Below are 13,518 nucleotides of genomic sequence, written 5' to 3' on the forward strand. Positions count from 1 at the left end.
ATTGCCGAGCCGGACGGCGCCCCGCATACTGACCGCTATGCGCGACTGGACGACCTCCCTGCGGCCCCTGCCGCTCATCCTGGCCATCGGGTCGTGCGCCACCACCGGCGTGGTGGGAGGCGGGCTCGTCTATCACTGGTTCGCCGGCGGGCCGATCAACATCGTCTCGATGGTCGGCGCCAGCCTCTCGGTGACAATCGGGGCATCCATCGGCACCCTCCGACGCCGGCGCCGGGAGGCACGCAGGCCCGCTCAGCAACCGTGAAGCCCCGGCACGCCCTGAGCGATCTCCGTGCGAGGATTCTCCGTGGAACAGGACAGAACGCTCTGGCTGACCGGCCTGGAGTACGACGTGCAGATCTGCGCGATGGAAACCTCGGGCATCCTGCCCTACCTCGTCGAGCACAGGCGTCCAGACGGCGAATGGCCCTCGAACGCGGAAGTGATCGCCGCGGTGCAATCGGCGGTCGACCGCGGCTGGGTCAAGGTCCACCGCCTGGAGCCGTGGACCTTTCCGGACGGCCGCGAAGGCTTACACTGCAGCGACCCGATCGACGATGCCGAGTTGCCATCGATTCTCGCCGATCCCGACACCTGGGACGACCCCCCGGGCACGGACTGGATCGGCGAGGTGGCCCTGTCCCCGACGCCGAAATGGGAGTTGTTCCTAGCCGGCCGCCGCTACGCTCCGCTGGCCACGTGGACGAGGCGCTGACTACGGCAAGCAAAGCCCCGGCGCGCCTTATCCATGCCGGGGCTGCCACAGAAACCCACAGCTACTGCGTCGGCGGCTTGCTCCCGATCCGCAACGTCGGCCCCGTCGTGTCCTGGAAGAAGTCGTTCCCCTTGTCATCGACCACGATGAAAGCCGGGAAGTCCTCGACCTCGATCCGCCACACGGCCTCCATCCCCAGCTCGGCGTACTCCAGCACCTCGACCTTCTTGATGCAGTCCTGCGCCAGGCGGGCCGCGGGGCCGCCGATCGAGCCGAGGTAGAACCCGCCGTGCTCCGCGCACGCGTCGGTGACCTGCTTGGAGCGGTTGCCCTTCGCCAGCATCACCATGGAGCCGCCGGCGGCCTGGAACTGGGCCACGTAGGAGTCCATGCGGCCGGCGGTCGTGGGGCCGAAGGAGCCTGAGGCGTAGCCCTCGGGGGTCTTGGCCGGGCCGGCGTAGTAGACCGGGTGGTCCTTCATGTACTGCGGCATCGGCTCGCCGGCGTCGAGGCGCTCCTTGATCTTCGCGTGGGCGATGTCGCGGGCCACGACCAGGGTGCCGGTCAGGGCCAGGCGGGTCTTCACCGGGTACTTCGACAGCTCCGAGCGGATCTCGGACATCGGGCGGGTCAGGTCGACGCGGACCACGTCGTCGTCCAGGTGTTCGTCCGTGGTCTCCGGGAGGAAGTGGCCGGGCTCGAACTCCAGCTGCTCCAGGAAGACGCCGTCGCGGGTGATCTTGCCCAGCGCCTGGCGGTCGGCCGAGCAGGAGACGGCCATCGCCACCGGGAGCGAGGCGCCGTGCCGGGGCAGGCGGATGACCCGCACGTCGTGGCAGAAGTACTTGCCGCCGAACTGGGCGCCGATGCCGATGCGACGGGTCAGCTCCAGCACCTCGGCCTCCAGCTCCAGGTCGCGGAAGCCGTGGGCGGTGATCGAGCCCTGCTTCGGCATCGTGTCCAGGTAGCGCGCGGAGGCGTACTTGGCGGTCTTCAGCGCGAACTCCGCCGAGGTGCCGCCGATCACGATCGCCAGGTGGTACGGCGGGCAGGCCGCGGTCCCCAGGGAGCGGATCTTCTCCTCCAGGAACTTCAGCATCGCCTTGGGGTTCAGGATCGCCTTCGTCTCCTGATACAGGTACGACTTGTTCGCCGAGCCGCCGCCCTTGGCCATGAACAGGAACTTGTACGCGTCGCCGTCGGTGGCGTACAGCTCCACCTGCGCCGGCAGGTTCGAGCCGGTGTTCTTCTCGTCCCACATCGTCAGCGGCGCCATCTGCGAGTAGCGCAGGTTCAGCTTGGTGTACGCGTCGTACACGCCGCGCGCGATGTGCGCCTCGTCGCCGCCGGCGGTCAGCACCTGCTGGCCGCGCTTGCCCATGACGATCGCGGTGCCGGTGTCCTGGCACATCGGCAGGATGCCGCCGGCCGAGATGTTGACGTTCTTCAGCAGGTCCAGGGCCACGAACCGGTCGTTCGGCGAGGCCTCCGGGTCGTCCAGGATGTTGCGCAGCTGCTGCAGGTGCCCGGGACGCAGGTAGTGCGCGATGTCGTGCATCGCGGTCTCGGTGAGCAGCCGCAGCGCCTCCGGCTCGACCTGCAGGAACGTGCGCCCTCCGGCCTCGACGGTGCTGACGCCCTCGGCGGTGAGCAGGCGGTACGGGGTCTCGTCCGGCCCCGTGGGGAGGAGGTCGGCGTACTCGAAGTCAGGCATGTCGCCAGCGTACTCGCGAGGTGAGGAGCCCTTCCCCGCGCCATTTGTGCGGTGCGCCACAGCGCTGTGCGCGAAGTTGCACCACAAACATCATACGTCTTACCATCGGACGCATGACGATATCGCTCGACCGGCCCGGGACCCGGGGCAAGCACCGCCGCACCGCCCCGGAGGGGCCCGTCGAGCAGCTCGAGACGCTCGAGCAGCACGGGACGCTGGAGAGGCTCGAGACGCTGGAGAGACTGGCGACGCTGGAGGAACTCGAGAAGCTCGAGCGCTTCGGCGAGCCGACCACCCCGACCACCCCGGCCGACCCCGAGGCCCGCGACCAGCAGAAGCTCGCCGGCGGCGCGCTGATCCTGGCCGGCATCGTCCTCGTCGCGGCGAACCTGCGCCTGGGCGTGTCCTCCACCGGCCCGCTGCTGGACCAGCTCCGCGACCGCCTCCACCTCGGCGCCGGCGTGGTCACCCTGCTCCCCACGCTCTGGGTCCTCATCTTCGCCTTCGCCGGCCCCGCCGGCTCCTGGCTGGCCCGCCGCCACGGCGCCGGCTCCGTGCTCGCCGCGAGCCTGGCCGTGCTGGTCGCCGGCTCCGCGGTGCGCGGCATCCCGGACGTCCCGGGCCTGCTGGCCGGCTCGGTCCTGGCCGGCGTCGGCATCGCGCTGGGCAACGTCCTGCTGCCGGTCGTGGTGCGCACCTACTTCCCGCACCGCATCGGCGCCATCACCGGCCTGTACTCCACGATGATCGCCCTGGGCTCCACCGTGGCCGCGGGCATCGCGGTCCCGCTGTCCGACAAGCTCGGCGGCCCCTCCGGCGGCCTGGAGTTCTGGACCTTCCCGGCGCTGGCGGGCCTGGCGCTGTGGATGGCCAGCCACCCGCACCGCCGCCGCCACGACCGCACGGTCGCCGCGTCGGCCACCGCGCGGCAGGCGCACATCCCGCTGAAGTCGCTGGCCAAGTCCAAGCTGGCCTGGGCCATGACCGTCGCCTTCGGCCTGCAGAGCATGTCCGGGTACGTGGTCATGGGCTGGATCCCGACCGTGCTGTCCGACCACGGCATGTCCCACGCCGCCGCCGGCACCGTCCTGAGCGTGACCTTCGCGGTCAACGCCCCGCTGTCCTTCGTCGTCCCGCTGACCGCCGCGCGGCTGCGCAGCCAGCGCCCGCTGGCCCTGGCCCTCGGCGCGGTCTTCGCGCTCGGCTTCCTGACCCTGATCATCGCGCCGGCCTCGCTGGCCTACCTGGCCGCGGTCCTGATCGGTGTCGGCATGGCCGCCTTCCCGCTGGTCCTGACGATGATCGGACTCCGGGGCGGCACTCCGGAGGGCACCGCGGCGCTGTCCGCGTTCTCCCAGTCGGCCGGCTACCTGATCGCGGCGCTGGGCCCGATCATGTTCGGCATCCTCGGACACGCCCTGCACAGCTGGACGGTTCCGCTGGCCGTCATGGTGGTCGTGGTCCTCGCTCAGGGCGCGGTGGCGGCCTACGTGGGCTCTCCCAAGCGCGGCACGCTGGTCGGCGACTCCGGCGACTCCAGCGACTCCAGGGACTCCGGCTCGATGAGCCCGGCCGCGAACTGAAAGACTGCCATCTGTGGCGAACGGACTCACAGGCATCCAGCGCGGCTCACTGGTCGACGAAGTCATCGACAAGCTCCGCGAACAGATCAGCAGCGGCGCCTGGCCGGTCGACGCCCGCATCCCCACCGAGCCGGAGCTGGTCGAGGCCCTGAACGTGGGCCGCGGCACGGTCCGCGAGGCGGTGCGGGCGCTGGCGCACGCCGGCCTTCTGGAGGTGCGACGCGGCGACGGCACGTACGTCCGGGCCCGGAGCGAGCTCTCCGGCGCGCTGCGCCGCGAGATCCAGGCGACCACGCACGACCACGTCCAGGAAGTCCGCCGCGCCATCGAGGTGGAAGCCGCACGCCTGGCCGCACGCCGCGCGAACCCCGCGGACCTCGAAGCGTGCGCCGATGCCCTCGCGGCCCGCGACATCGCGGCGCGCAAAGTCGAGAAGGCGGAGTCGAACGACACCTCCTGGGTCGACGAGTGGGTCGAGGCCGACGCCAACTTCCACACCGCCATGGTCGCCGCCGCCGGCAACCCGCTTCTGCTCGACCTCTACCTGGAGATCGGCAGCGCGCTGCGCACAGTGCTGACCGAACGCGCCCTGCGCACCGACTTCGACCGGTTCCTCGTCGCCGGGCACAGCACCCTGCTCGACGCGGTCCGCTCCGGCGATCCGGAAGCGGCGGTGCGGGAGGCCTCGCTGAACGTCGAGACCAGCGCGGAAGAGTGAATCCGAGTAAATCCCTTCGACGATCGCCGCGCGTATAGTGCAGAAGGTGAGCGTGCCCGCAGCTTTTCCGGCCAACGATCCGCACAGCACCATGCGCGCCTCCGATGCCGACCGGGACCGCGTCGCGGAAGCCCTCCGGGAGGCCTACGCCGAGGGCCGCCTGGACGTCGAGGAACACAACGAGCGCGTCGACCTCGCTTACCGGGCCAAGACCCTCGGCGAGCTGTCGCCGCTGTTGTCGGACCTGCCCCAGCGCCACATGGGGACCGTCACCGGCCCGGCCACCCCGATCCCGGAGATGCCCGCGAACTACGCGCCGGGATCGACGGGTTATGGGAAGACACAGATCACCGCGGTCTTCGCCGAGCAGAAGCGCGGCGGCCGCTGGCTGGTGCCGGCGCAGACGATCGCCGCGGCGGTCTTCGGCTCGGTCACCATCGACCTGCGCGAGGCGGTGCTGACCCAGCGCGAGGTGGTCATCGTCGCGAACGCGGTGTTCGGCTCCGTGGAGATCAAGGTGCCGCACGGCGTCGTGGTGCGCGACGAGGGCACCGCGGTGTTCGGCTCGCGCAGCGGCTCGGACCGCAACGCCATGGGCGACGTGCCGATCACCCCGGATTCGCCGGTCGTGGTGCTGCGCGGGATGGCGCTGTTCGGCGAGGTGTCGGTGCGCTATCCCAAGCCGAAGAAGTTCGGCAAGCTCCTCGGGCGCTGAACGGCGGCCGACTTCAGCCTCAGTCCTGCGCCTGGCCCAGCGGCGTCGCCACACAAGCGGTGCCGTAAGCACAGATCTCGGTGCCCAGCTCACCCGGCGAGGTCTCGAACCGCATCGCCAGCACGGCGTTCCCGCCCCGGCGCGTGGCCTCCTCGGTCAGCCGGCTCATCGCCTCCATCCGGCTGTCGACGAGCATCTTCGTCTGCCCCTTCAGCTCGCCGCCCTTCAGCGACTTCATCGCCGACCCGAACGAGCTGCCGACGTTGCGCGAACGGACCGTCAGCCCGAAGCACTCGCCCAACACGCGTTCGATGCGGAAGCCCGGGAGGTCGTTCATCGTGCTGACCATCACGGTGTTCGCAGGGTCCTGGCCGCCGCTGTAGTCGCTGCTCATACCAACAGCTTGAGCAACGGCCCTGCGATCGGCGCGCCGGACGAGCGAACGGGTTAGCGCAAAGCGGCGCCGCACCCCATGCGGCGCCGCCTTTCCACGAACCGTGACGTGCTGAGGCGCTACGCCTCGGCAGCGCCGCCGTCACGGTCCGGCCCGGCTTCCCGGACCTCCTCCACCTTGCGCATCGCGTCCCGGAGGTCGCCGACCCAGTCGCCGGCGTGCTTCTCCACCAGGCGCACGCACCAGGCCAGCGCCTCGCTCCTGCTGCGGGCGACGCCGCCGTCCACCAGGGTGTCCAGCAGCGCGCGCTCGGGCTGCTTGAGCCGGGTCATCACCGGCACGGACAGGTGCGTGAACAGACGCCCCTGGTCCCCGCACCGCACTCCCCAGGAGACCTTGCGCCCGAACTTGTGCTCCGCGTCCCGGGCCACCGCCATCCGCGCCTCGCGCGTGCGCTCCCGGAACTCCTTCATCTTGCCCTCGACGGTGGCGGCCTTCTCGGCCTCCGAGGCGCCGTCGGCATATGCCGGCTCCGGTATCCGCCCGACCACCGTGATCTCCTCACGGTCGACCGTGACCTCCGGCGCACCCTCGAACAGGCCTTCCGGCAGCCGTCCCGTGAACCATCCTCGTGTCTTCTCGATCAGCTCTTCGCGTGTAGCCATGTATCTACGATTACACGATTACAACGACTAGGACAGGTCGTCGGGCGCACGAAAGAGGGCCGGACGTTCGCCATCAGCGAACGCCCGGCCCTGTCCCCCTGGTCCCCCCAGGGAGGTCTGCGAGACCTGTGTCGATCAGTGCGCACTCACCGCGCGCGGTTCACCGCAATCCCCAGTCCTTTCACGAGCCAGCGCGGGTACCGGTTCACGTCCACACAACGTGATGCCGTTGACCCTCGCGCGAAGACTTCTCCCAGCGACCGTCCCTCTTGTGAAGTTCTCTCTATGACCGTCGAAGTGCCGATTTATCGAAGTGCCGATTTGTCGACGCGGCGGACGTCGCACCGTCCACATCGTCCCCACTCGTCGCGCCGTCGCGCTGTGCCGAACCGGGCCACACCCCGGTACCGCACGGCATGAGTGGTCTTGCGGCATCGTTCTGAACGCGTTCATCGGCTCCGGCCTGCCTGTCCGGCGCCGGGCTCCAATGTAGGCGCGGAGCGGCAGAAGCCTGATCCGTCAGGCGACGTAGAAATGCGCACCGAAGTGGCTACGGCTTTCGCCCTACGACGTACGCTCACCCCTGGATCCACTCACCGCGGCCGCCGGCGGGCACCGCACCTGTAACACGGGCACCGGGCCCGGCGTCGGTACGGGTGGAATGTTCGACGAGGGAAGCGCGGTGGCCATGCCGAAGCACGATGAAGAGTTCTTGGAGTTCGCTTCAGCGCGGACCCCGCACCTGTTCCGTACCGCGTATCTGATGAGCGGCGACTGGCATCAGGCCGAGGACCTCGTCCAGGAGACGCTGGGCAAGGTGTACGCGGTCTGGGGGCGCAAGCGGCGCATCGAGAACCCGGACGCCTATGCGCAGACGGTACTGACGCGGACGTTCATCTCGGCGCGCAGGAAGAAGAGCTCGCGGGAGCTTCCGTCCTCCACGCTGCCCGAGGCCGAATTCCACGAGGCGGACACGTCCCTGCGCGTGACCCTGCTGGAGGGCCTGGCGGCCCTGCCGGCGAAGGATCGCGCCGTGCTGGTCTTGCGGTTCTGGGAGGACCGCAGTGTCGAGGAGGTGGCGCACATCATGGGCGCCAGCTCGGGCGCGGTACGCACCCGCACCAACCGGGCCCTGGCCCGGCTGCGCGGGGCACTCGGGGATCTGCTTCCGGAACTCGCCCTCACCTGAACACCTCCACCCTGTGGATCCGACGAAGAAGGAAGCTGACATGCCCGAAAACCTCAACAGCGCGATGCGCGGCGCGACGGAGAACCTGCACCCGAACATCGGCAAGCTCACCGCCGGCGGCATCGAGCGGGGCGTGCGCAAGCGCCGCACCCGCCGCATCTCGCAGATCGCCGGCGCGGCGGCCAGCGTGACGGCGGTCTTCGGCGTGGTGGCGATGGTCGGCGCCCCCGGCCACGGCGGCTCGGCGAACGTCTCGGCGGCCTCCGGCAAGGGCCAGGGCCAAGCGGCCGCGGCCGCGGCCGTGCAGTCCTCGCAGCCTTCCAACGCCAGCACCGAGGCCGCCCCCGGCCCGGGCAAGACGACCGCGGCAACGGTGAGCGGCGGCGACATGGTGAACTGGCTGGAGCAGACGCTGCAGCCGTACCACTTCACCGACGAGAAGGTCCTGTACAAGGCGGGGACGGACGAGACGGCCGGCCCCTACGCCACGCTCCAGCTCACCTACCCCGCCGGCACCGGCAGCATCTCGCTGGACGTCGCGCGCTCGCCCTGGAGCGCCCAGCACATCAATGGCACCGTGCCCTACATCACCGTGTCGACGCTGAAGGACGGCTCGCACCTGATGGTGTTCGACGGCCCGGAGTGGCCGGCCGGCAACGGCGACCCCTCGGCGAAGCGGGTCGAGGTCTCCTGGTACCGCAACGACGGCACCATGGTCGACATCCAGGTCCTCAACGAGGCCACGGAGAAGGGCTCCACCACCGCCACCGCGCCCGGACTGACCGTGGACCAGGCGACGAAGGTGGTGCAGTCGCCGCTGTGGGACAAGGCGATCGCCTCGGTGCTGGCCCAGCCGGCGCCGGGCCCCAAGGGCGCGCCGAACACCGACAAGGCGCAGGACCTGCAGCAGAAGGCCGTCGGCGGTTCGGGGGCCGGCGCCCCATCTAGCCCAGCTCAGTCGCCAGTGAAGTGACCTCTGTCGTAGGGGCCTGACATACGAAGCCCCGGCAGACGTAGGCGGCCGGTTCACCGTTGATGGTGGGCCGGTCGCTGAGCAGTTCGGGGAGGGTTGTGTGGTCGTGGTCGGAGGACGCCGGCGCGTCCTTCGCCGCGGCGGACGGCGGAGTCACCGCGATGACCAGGCCGGGGGCGGTGCTGCGCAGGGCCGTCAGGTGGAGCTCGCGGAACGCCTGGGAGCTCCCCTCGCCGCCGTCCCGCTCCACACCGTCCAGCTCCACACCGTCCCACTCCCCGACGATCGCCACCTCGCGCGGCCCGTCCGCCAGCGCCTCGGCGACCGCCAGCCCCCACCCCGCGAACCTCGGCGCCTTCTCCGCCAGCGCACCGGTGAACTGCAACGCCTGCTCCGCGGCCTCGCGATGACGCCCCGAACCGGTGAGCGCGGCATAGGTGAGCAGCGCGCCGGCCGCCGCGGACGTACCGCCGGGCGTCGCGTTGTCGGTGGGATCGGCCGGCCGGAAGATGAGCGCCTCGGCGTCGCCGGCGGTGTCGTAGAAGAGGCCTGACTCGTCGCGGAACTCGTCGAGGACGACGTCCAGCAGCCGGCCCGCGAACCCGAACCAGCGCGGCTCGCCGGTCACCGCGTAGAGCGCCAGCAGGCCCTCGGCGACGTCAGCGTAGTCCTCCAGGACGCCCGGATTCTGCGCCCCGGCGACGCCATCGCGCGAGGTGCGCGTCAGGCGCGCGGTCTTGTCGTCCCAGTGGACGCGCTCGAGCATCGCAGCAGTCTGACGCGCTGCGGCCACGAGCTCCGAACGCCCGGTCAAAGCCCCGGCCTCGGCCAACGCCGCGACCGCGAGACCGTTCCACGCCGCCACGGCCTTGTCGTCGCGTCCGGGAGCGGTGCGCTGCTCGCGCCGGGCTTCGAACAGGCGGCTGCGGACACTCTGGAAGCGCTCGGCGTCGGCCTCATCAGGGTCCTGCAGGAGTTGGAGGACGGACAGGCCGTGCTCGAAGGTGCCTTCGGGCGTCACGGCGAACAGCGCGGCGGCCCAGGCGGCGTCCTGCGCACCGAGGACGGCTTCGAGCTGTTCGGCATCCCAGGCGTAGAACTTGCCCTCGACCCCGTCGGTGTCGGCGTCCAGCGACGAGGCGAACCCGCCGTCGCCGTCCAGCCACAGCTCACGCAGCATCCAGTCGGCGGTCTCATTGACGACGCGCAGCGCGAGCGCGTCCCCGGTGGCGCGCCACAGATGAAGGTAGACACGGAGCAGCAAAGCGTTGTCGTACAACATCTTCTCGAAGTGCGGAACAACCCACGCGGCATCCACGGAGTACCGCGCGAACCCCCCACCGAGCTGGTCGTACATCCCGCCGCGAGCCATCGCCTCGCACGTCTGCCGCACCATGTCCAACGCCCCGGCCCCGGCAGCCCCCATGCGCGCATGATGCCGCAGCAACTGCTCCAACGTCATGGACGGCGGAAACTTCGGCGCACCCCCGAACCCACCCCGCTCACCATCGAACTCCCGCCCCAACACCCCGACGGCAGCAACCAAAGCCCCCGCATCCGGCACCCCCTCCGCACCGGCAACGACCCGCGCATTGTGCGCCAACTCGGCAACCAGCCCATCCCCGGCCCGCAGCACATCCTCCCGGATGTCCCCCCAAGCCCGGCCCACGGCGATCAGCAACTGCTGGAACGAGGGCAACCCATGCCGAGGCGCCGGCGGGTAGTAGGTCCCAGCCTGGAACGGCTTCCCGTCAGGCGTGGCGAACACCGTCATCGGCCACCCACCACCACCGGTCATGGCCTGCGTCGCCGCCATGTAGACGGCATCGACGTCCGGCCGCTCCTCGCGGTCGACCTTCACACAGACGTACTTCTCGTTCATGAGGGCGGCGATCGCTTCGTCCTCGAAGCTTTCGTGCGCCATGACGTGGCACCAGTGGCAGGCGGCGTAGCCGATCGACAGCAAGATCGGCACGTCTCTACGTCGCGCCTCCTCGAACACTTCTTCTCCCCACGGCCACCAGTCGACCGGATTGTCGGCGTGCTGGAGCAGGTAAGGGGAGGTCGCGTTGGCCAGTCGGTTCACGGTCCCAGCCTCCCACACACAGGCGGGACGGGACGCGATTCGGGGTCGCGCCCCCTCTCGGACGCCGACGTGCCGACTCATGGGCCATGACGTGCCGAGTGGCAGCCGACCACTGACGCGATCGCGGCCGTTGGGGAGATCGGAGGTCCGACGATTCTGGGAAAACATTCCGGCGGTTCTGGGATTTTTAGGCCGCGAAAGTGCTAGCTTGAGTCGCGCAGACCACCGATCCGAGGAGTACCGTGGCCGAGCAGCGACTTATCGCCCGTCACCTTCAGCCAGTCCTTGCGGAATTGCTCGCCGACGAACCGGTGGTGGTTCTGACCGGGGCGCGCACCGTCGGCAAAAGCACGCTCCTGGCCGCCTGTGCCGAAGCCGAAGGGGTTCAGATCCTGGATCTCGACGATCTCCCAACCCGACGCGCTGTCGCGGCGGACCTCGACCTGTTCGTCGGGGCCGACCATCCGGCACCTGTCTGCATCGACGAGTTCCAGCATGTCCCACAGCTTCTCGACGCCATCAAGGCCGAGCTGAACAAGGACCTGCGTGCGGGGCGGTTCATTCTGACTGGATCCACGCGGTACGACTCCCTCCCGACCGCCGGCCAGTCGTTGACCGGTCGAGCCCACGTCGTCACCATGTGGCCGCTGTCCCAAGGCGAGATCAACGGCGTAAGGGAGACCGCCCTCGACGGGCTGATCAGCGATCCTGCGTCACTCGTGGTCAGCGATCCGGCCACGACCACGCGGAACGACTACGAGCGCGTCATTCTCGCCGGCGGATTCCCGCTGGCACTGGCGCGCGTTCCTGGACGTTCTCGCGACCGCTGGTTCCGTGATTTCGTGACCCTGGTCGTCGAACGTGACGTACTCGAGATCCGCAAGGTCCGGCAACGCCAAGTACTTCCCCAGGTACTGCGTCGGCTGGCCGACCAAACCGGCCAAGTGATCAACGTCGCGAACATCGCCGATGCCGTCGGCCTGGATGCCACGACCGTCAAAGATTACCTGGGGCTGTTGGAAGCGGTCTTCCTCATCCATCGTCTCGAACCATTCACGCGCTCGGCTGCAAACCGTGCGATCCGCAGCGCGAAAGCTCACATCGTCGACACTGGGCTCGCCGCCCACGTCATCGGTCTCACCTCGCAGAAACTGTCAGGTCGGATGCCCGCAGCCCTGACACAGTTCGGCCACCTCGTCGAGACATTCGCCGTGAACGAGTTGATGAAGCAGGCAGGATGGGCGGACCAGGAGGTCGCGTTCTCCCACTTCCGTACGCGCGACCACCAAGAAGTCGACCTAGTCATCGAGACCGCCGCGGGCTCCGTCGCCGCAATCGAGGTCAAAGCATCCGGCACCGTGACGGGAAACGACTTCGCCGGACTGCGGCTGCTACGGGACAAGCTCGGCAGCGCGTTCGTCGGCGGAGCGGTCGTGAACCTCGGTCTACGGTCGTATACGTACGAGGACCGCCTACACGTTCTTCCACTCGAACGCATCTGGACGCCGGTCACGTGATGACACGGCGTGGGTTGACTAGTGTCCTTAGCGCATCAGGTGACACCAGTGGCAGGCGGCGTAGCCGATGGAAATCAGAACGGGAACATCGCGGCGCCGTGCCTCTTCGAAGGCCTCCTCGCTCCACGGCCACCAGTCGACCGGGTTGTCGGCGTGCTGGAGCAGGTAGGGGGAGGTCGCGCTGGCGAGGCGGTTCATAGCTTCATCCTTGCACGGCCTTCGGCAGATCTCCTGACGAAGACGCCCGCCTCGTTGCATGCTGTATAGGGAGGTGGGCTATGCGCTATGACACTGCTGTTCGACGGCTGCGCAGCATCGCCGAGGACTGTGACAAGTTCACCACGCTGCTCGACGGCGCGGCAGGGCTGCTGGGTGCATACGCCTACGGTGCGGTGCTCGACCATCCGGATCGCGACTTGGACTTGGTGAACCTCGCGCTGGTGATGGATCTGGCTGCAGAGGAGCTTCCTTGGGGCGTGGAACCCCCGGAGTGCACCTCGCTCGCCAACCTGCTCAGGCTGGACAAGGCCCCGATTCTACGGCGGTGGCGCCCAGGGGACCGGCCGGTCGCGAATCACGAGATCCGTAGGCCGATGCCGATCTGGAACAGGGACGGGGTGCAGTCTGCTGCGTTGGACGCTCTGACCGAGAAGCGGGCGGAACCGTTCCGGCTCACGGACCCCGATGACGACACCAGGGCCGAGCAGATGGCGCGGGAACTCGCCACATCCTCCGCACACCTGCGTGTAGTACGTGATCGTTACTGGGAGGACTCGAACTGGCGGCGTTCTCACCGTCGCGATGGCCGCCACCCCGAGGATCATCTCTGGCAGGCGGTCGACGGTTATCTCGAACTGATCGATGCATCGGCATCGACTCACTCCCAGATGCGACTGTTCCGACCGGCACGACACGGTGGCGTCAACGGCGTCGGCACCAGGAGCAAGCGAGAACTCGACGCACTGGTCGAGGAAGCGATCGTCGACGCACACGACGAGCACGAGCAGACGACCGGCTTCGCCGTAATGATCGGCGACAATGTGGACTTGCCGTTCGAGACGGTCGTCCTCGGCGTCGAAGTGACTGTGGTCGGGGTCGAGGAGGCGGACGGACCGGGCATTTCAGCGATTTGCCGTCGCGGCAAACAGCAGCAACGCATCGGGATTCTGGATCTACCGATGCCGTCGCCACCGCCGGCCGGGGCGGAGTGGATCGACGCCTATCGTCACTGGCTCACAGGGGCGTAGCC

The 13,518-nt window shown here is 69.0% G+C and carries 13 protein-coding genes and 1 pseudogene; 9 read left to right on the forward strand and 5 right to left on the reverse strand.

Going from position 1 to position 13,518, the window contains the following annotated elements:
- The first annotated feature begins 37 nt into the window (after positions 1 to 37).
- On the forward strand, positions 38 to 265 hold the full coding sequence (locus ABH926_RS23015) for a hypothetical protein (RefSeq protein ID WP_370367785.1): 228 nt from the start codon (positions 38 to 40) through the stop codon (positions 263 to 265).
- A gap of 42 nt (positions 266 to 307) precedes the next feature.
- The gene (locus ABH926_RS23020; protein WP_370367786.1) at positions 308 to 715 is read left to right on the forward strand and encodes a hypothetical protein; all 408 of its coding nucleotides are present in this window, start codon (positions 308 to 310) and stop codon (positions 713 to 715) included.
- Positions 716 to 776: 61 nt separating this feature from the next.
- On the opposite strand, the gene ABH926_RS23025 is transcribed toward ABH926_RS23020, so the two are convergent.
- Positions 777 to 2,429, reverse strand: a complete 1,653-nt coding sequence (locus tag ABH926_RS23025) for a fumarate hydratase (protein ID WP_370367787.1) — start codon at positions 2,427 to 2,429, stop codon at positions 777 to 779.
- 113 nt (positions 2,430 to 2,542) lie between these two features.
- Here ABH926_RS23025 and ABH926_RS23030 point away from each other — a divergent pair, with 113 nt between their 5' ends.
- The 3 genes from ABH926_RS23030 to ABH926_RS23040 are packed head-to-tail and all read left to right on the forward strand — an operon-like array spanning position 2,543 to position 5,445.
- Positions 2,543 to 4,012 carry a CynX/NimT family MFS transporter gene (locus ABH926_RS23030; protein ID WP_370367788.1) on the forward strand — a complete coding sequence of 490 codons (1,470 nt, stop codon included), beginning with the start codon at positions 2,543 to 2,545 and terminating at the stop codon, positions 4,010 to 4,012.
- Between the two features lie 13 nt (positions 4,013 to 4,025).
- Positions 4,026 to 4,730, forward strand: a complete 705-nt coding sequence (locus ABH926_RS23035; protein WP_370367789.1) for a FadR/GntR family transcriptional regulator — start codon at positions 4,026 to 4,028, stop codon at positions 4,728 to 4,730.
- Positions 4,731 to 4,776: 46 nt separating this feature from the next.
- The gene (locus ABH926_RS23040) at positions 4,777 to 5,445 is read left to right on the forward strand and encodes a DUF1707 domain-containing protein (protein WP_370367790.1); all 669 of its coding nucleotides are present in this window, start codon (positions 4,777 to 4,779) and stop codon (positions 5,443 to 5,445) included.
- 19 nt (positions 5,446 to 5,464) lie between these two features.
- On the opposite strand, the gene ABH926_RS23045 is transcribed toward ABH926_RS23040, so the two are convergent.
- Together ABH926_RS23045 and ABH926_RS23050 are read right to left on the reverse strand one after the other, a co-directional pair.
- The gene (locus tag ABH926_RS23045) at positions 5,465 to 5,839 is read right to left on the reverse strand and encodes a YbjQ family protein (RefSeq protein ID WP_370367791.1); all 375 of its coding nucleotides are present in this window, start codon (positions 5,837 to 5,839) and stop codon (positions 5,465 to 5,467) included.
- 119 nt (positions 5,840 to 5,958) lie between these two features.
- Entirely contained in the window at positions 5,959 to 6,504 is a 546-nt protein-coding gene (locus ABH926_RS23050; protein ID WP_370367792.1) for a hypothetical protein, read from the reverse strand.
- Positions 6,505 to 7,192: 688 nt separating this feature from the next.
- Between ABH926_RS23050 and ABH926_RS23055 the strand changes: the two genes are divergently transcribed.
- Together ABH926_RS23055 and ABH926_RS23060 are read left to right on the forward strand one after the other, a co-directional pair.
- A complete protein-coding gene (locus ABH926_RS23055; RefSeq protein WP_370367793.1) occupies positions 7,193 to 7,693 on the forward strand; it encodes a SigE family RNA polymerase sigma factor in 501 nt (166 codons plus the stop codon).
- A gap of 40 nt (positions 7,694 to 7,733) precedes the next feature.
- The gene (locus tag ABH926_RS23060) at positions 7,734 to 8,666 is read left to right on the forward strand and encodes a hypothetical protein (protein WP_370367794.1); all 933 of its coding nucleotides are present in this window, start codon (positions 7,734 to 7,736) and stop codon (positions 8,664 to 8,666) included.
- On the opposite strand, the gene ABH926_RS23065 is transcribed toward ABH926_RS23060, so the two are convergent.
- Positions 8,638 to 10,752, reverse strand: a complete 2,115-nt coding sequence (locus ABH926_RS23065) for a thioredoxin domain-containing protein (protein ID WP_370367795.1) — start codon at positions 10,750 to 10,752, stop codon at positions 8,638 to 8,640. The two genes, ABH926_RS23060 and ABH926_RS23065, sit on opposite strands and share 29 nt — an antisense overlap.
- Before the next feature lie 242 nt (positions 10,753 to 10,994).
- Between ABH926_RS23065 and ABH926_RS23070 the strand changes: the two genes are divergently transcribed.
- A complete protein-coding gene (locus ABH926_RS23070; RefSeq protein ID WP_370367796.1) occupies positions 10,995 to 12,269 on the forward strand; it encodes an ATP-binding protein in 1,275 nt (424 codons plus the stop codon).
- Positions 12,270 to 12,302: 33 nt separating this feature from the next.
- Here the strand turns inward: ABH926_RS23070 and ABH926_RS23075 are convergent.
- A pseudogene (locus ABH926_RS23075) lies at positions 12,303 to 12,467 on the reverse strand (DUF255 domain-containing protein); the annotation flags it as partial.
- Between the two features lie 80 nt (positions 12,468 to 12,547).
- Between ABH926_RS23075 and ABH926_RS23080 the strand changes: the two are divergent.
- Positions 12,548 to 13,516 (forward strand): hypothetical protein, encoded by a 969-nt coding sequence (locus tag ABH926_RS23080; RefSeq protein WP_370367797.1) that lies wholly within the window; start codon positions 12,548 to 12,550, stop codon positions 13,514 to 13,516.
- Positions 13,517 to 13,518: the final 2 nt, after the last annotated feature.

Source organism: Catenulispora sp. GP43 (assembly GCF_041260665.1).
In the GTDB taxonomy this organism is placed as follows: Bacteria; Actinomycetota; Actinomycetes; order Streptomycetales; family Catenulisporaceae; genus Catenulispora.

Coding starts and splice junctions, on each gene's coding strand:
- ABH926_RS23015 (WP_370367785.1), top strand. CDS start 38: ATGCGCGACTGGACGACCTCCCTGCGGCCCCTGCCGCTCATCCTGGCC.
- ABH926_RS23025 (WP_370367787.1), bottom strand. CDS start 2,429: ATGCCTGACTTCGAGTACGCCGACCTCCTCCCCACGGGGCCGGACGAG.
- ABH926_RS23030 (WP_370367788.1), top strand. CDS start 2,543: ATGACGATATCGCTCGACCGGCCCGGGACCCGGGGCAAGCACCGCCGC.
- ABH926_RS23045 (WP_370367791.1), bottom strand. CDS start 5,839: ATGAGCAGCGACTACAGCGGCGGCCAGGACCCTGCGAACACCGTGATG.
- ABH926_RS23050 (WP_370367792.1), bottom strand. CDS start 6,504: ATGGCTACACGCGAAGAGCTGATCGAGAAGACACGAGGATGGTTCACG.
- ABH926_RS23055 (WP_370367793.1), top strand. CDS start 7,193: ATGCCGAAGCACGATGAAGAGTTCTTGGAGTTCGCTTCAGCGCGGACC.
- ABH926_RS23060 (WP_370367794.1), top strand. CDS start 7,734: ATGCCCGAAAACCTCAACAGCGCGATGCGCGGCGCGACGGAGAACCTG.
- ABH926_RS23080 (WP_370367797.1), top strand. CDS start 12,548: ATGCGCTATGACACTGCTGTTCGACGGCTGCGCAGCATCGCCGAGGAC.